This window comes from Streptomyces niveiscabiei (assembly GCF_001419795.1).
In the GTDB taxonomy this organism is placed as follows: Bacteria; Actinomycetota; Actinomycetes; order Streptomycetales; family Streptomycetaceae; genus Streptomyces; species Streptomyces niveiscabiei.
In genome coordinates, this window is the sequence record NZ_LIRL01001217.1 from 1 (window position 1) to 2,660 (window position 2,660).

Below are 2,660 nucleotides of genomic sequence, written 5' to 3' on the forward strand. Positions count from 1 at the left end.
CGCCGTGCACGGGGAAGCCGCCCCGCACCCCTGCGGCGACGTCCCACGGCGCGGACGGCGCCGGCTCCCAACCGGTGTCCGCGTGCGCGGCCGGCGCCCCCAGCAGGGCGGCGGCAAGTACCAACGGCGCGAGTGCGGTTCGTCGCATGACTCTCCTCGGGTCGGACGGTCTGTCGTACCCCCCCCACCCTCCCGGGGCCTCCTGACCACACCCTCACCGACTAGGCTCCGGACACCATGGAGTTCCACCTGCTCGGCCCGTTCACCGCCCACCACGAGGGACGGCCCGTGCGGGTCGGCAACCGCCGCCAGGAACGCGCCCTCCTCGCGATCCTCCTGCTGCACGCGGACCACCCCGTGACGACCGACCGCCTCGTCGACCTCCTGTGGGGCACCGAGGCTCCCGCCTCCGCACGCGCCACCGTCCATACCTACGTGGGACGACTGCGGGTAGCTCTCACGCCGTACGGAGTGAGGATCGAGACCCGGCACGACGGCTACACCCTCGAACAGGGCCCGCACACCCTCGACACCCAGCGGTTCACCGCCCTCACCCGGCAGGCGTCCGACACCGGGGACCCCGAGGAACGGGCCCGCCTCTACGGCCGGGCCCTCGCCCTGTGGCGCGGCCCCCTCCTGGCCGGCACCGCCGACGACCACCTCCGCAGCCGCCTCGCCCCGCCCTTCACCGAACTGCGCCTCACCGCCGTGGAGTCGAGGGCGCGCATACTGCTGGAGAGGGGCCGGTACGACGAGGTCGTGGCCGACCTGTCCCCCCTCGCCGGGGACCATCCGGACCGGGAACGCCTGATAGCCACCCAGATGACCGCCCTCTACCGGGTGGGCCGCCAGAGCGACGCCCTCGGCCTCTACCGCGCCACGCGCACCGCGCTGGCCACCGGGTACGGCGTGCAACCGGGCCCGGAACTCCAGACCCTCCACGACCGCATCCTGCACGGCGACCACCGGCTCGACCGGCCCCCGGGCCCGGTGTACGCCGTACGCGTCGACGACCAGTGGCTCCCCTGGAACACCGGCGGCCACCCCGCGCTGGAGTTCTGCAACACGTACGCCGGCTGGACCGGGCCCCGCCTTCCGGGTGCCGAGTGGCTGCGTACCTACGCGTCCTTCGCCGTCTGGGCGGGCCATCTCGACCTGATCGGCGGCCGGTCGGTCACCCGCCTGCGTGAACAGGCCCTGCGCGAACCGGCGGAGGCGGCGGCCGTACTGGCGGAGGCGCACCGATTCCGCGCGGACCTCTATACCTGCCTGACGGACCGTCATGACGGGTCCGCCTTCGCGGCGGTGGCCCGTACGGCGGAGGCCGCCGCAGCCCGCTCACGTCTCACCCGCGACGAACTCGGCCTGGCCCGCTGGCAGCCCGCCCCCTCGGCCGGCCTGCGCCTCCCGCTCCACGCGGTCGCGCACAGCGCGGCCGAACTCCTCGCCGATCCGCGCCACTTCACGGTCCGGGCCTGCCCGGGAGAGGCGTGCGGCTGGCTCTTCCTCGACGCGAGCGGGCGACGCAGGTGGTGCAGCCTGGCGACGTGCGGGAGCGACCGGAGGCCCGGCGGGTGCTGACCCGGAGGTACGTGGGGGGGTACCTCTGGGGTCCGGGGTACCCCGGACGTACCCCGGACCCCCTCCTCTCACCGCACCGGGAACCCGAACACGTACCCCTCCTGCTTGAGCTGCGGCAGCACCCGCCGCAGCGCCGCCACCGTCTGCGACCGGTCCCCGCCCGCGTCGTGGAAGAGCAGGGTCGGACCGTTCGGCAACTCCCTTTGCACCGTGGCCACGATGGCGTCCGTGCCGGGCCGCTCGAAGTCCTTCGTGTCGACGTTCCAGCCCAGCGGACGCATGCCGTGCGAGGCGGCGAGCTTGCGGCTGTACGGGGTGAACGCGCCGCCCGGCGCCCGGTAGTACATCGGCCGTACGCCCCCGGACGCCTCGGTGATCATGCGCTCGGCGTCGAGGATCTGCCGCGACTGGTACGCCTCGGACTTCTTGTCCATGCCGGTGTCGTGCGAGACGGTGTGGTCGCACAGCCGGTGCCCGGCGGCGACGACCTTCTTCACCATGTCGGGGTGCGCCTGCGCCTGCGTCCCCACCATGCAGAACGTCGCCTTCACGCCGAACTCGCGCAATATGTCGAGCATTTGAGGCGTCCACACCGGGTCGGGGCCGTCGTCGATGGTGATGTTCACGCCGTGCGGGCCCGCGTCCGACGCGTGCACGATGCTGACGTCGACTGCCTTGGCCTGACTGCCCGGTGACGCCGGCGCGCTCGCCTTCGGCGCCGAACTCGCCTTGCCCGACGCCCCGTTCGTCGCCGGGCCCGCCTGCGCGGTCCAGGCCGCCGTGCCCGCCGCGAGCAGCGTCACGCCGAGCGCGGCCCCGATCATCTTGCCGTACCAGCCCCGCCCGCCGTTGTGCCGCGCCATGTCCGCCCCGCTCTCCTCGCCGGTGTCGCCCCGCAACCACCTGGCAGGACGGAGTCCGGCGCCCGCGGGATCCCTCCGTTACGGACCGCGGACATTTCCGGGGGAGTTCGGGGACATGGGGGAACAGGGCCCGTTCAGCTTGAAGGCCCGCCCAGCGTGAAGGCCCGCCCAGCGTGAAGGCCCGCCCGGCGTGAAGGCCCGCCCGGCGTCAAGGCT

2 protein-coding genes are annotated in these 2,660 nt (G+C 73.7%); one reads left to right on the forward strand and one right to left on the reverse strand.

The annotated features are described in order from the left end of the window. The first annotated feature begins 237 nt into the window (after positions 1-237). Positions 238-1,581 (forward strand): BTAD domain-containing putative transcriptional regulator, encoded by a 1,344-nt coding sequence (locus tag AOK24_RS42270; protein ID WP_055725180.1) that lies wholly within the window; start codon positions 238-240, stop codon positions 1,579-1,581. 68 nt (positions 1,582-1,649) lie between these two features. On the opposite strand, the gene AOK24_RS42275 is transcribed toward AOK24_RS42270, so the two are convergent. Next, on the reverse strand, positions 1,650-2,444 hold the full coding sequence (locus tag AOK24_RS42275; RefSeq protein WP_055725181.1) for a polysaccharide deacetylase family protein: 795 nt from the start codon (positions 2,442-2,444) through the stop codon (positions 1,650-1,652). Between the last annotated feature and the right edge of the window lie 216 nt (positions 2,445-2,660).

Coding starts and splice junctions, on each gene's coding strand:
- AOK24_RS42270 (WP_055725180.1), top strand. CDS start 238: ATGGAGTTCCACCTGCTCGGCCCGTTCACCGCCCACCACGAGGGACGG.
- AOK24_RS42275 (WP_055725181.1), bottom strand. CDS start 2,444: ATGGCGCGGCACAACGGCGGGCGGGGCTGGTACGGCAAGATGATCGGG.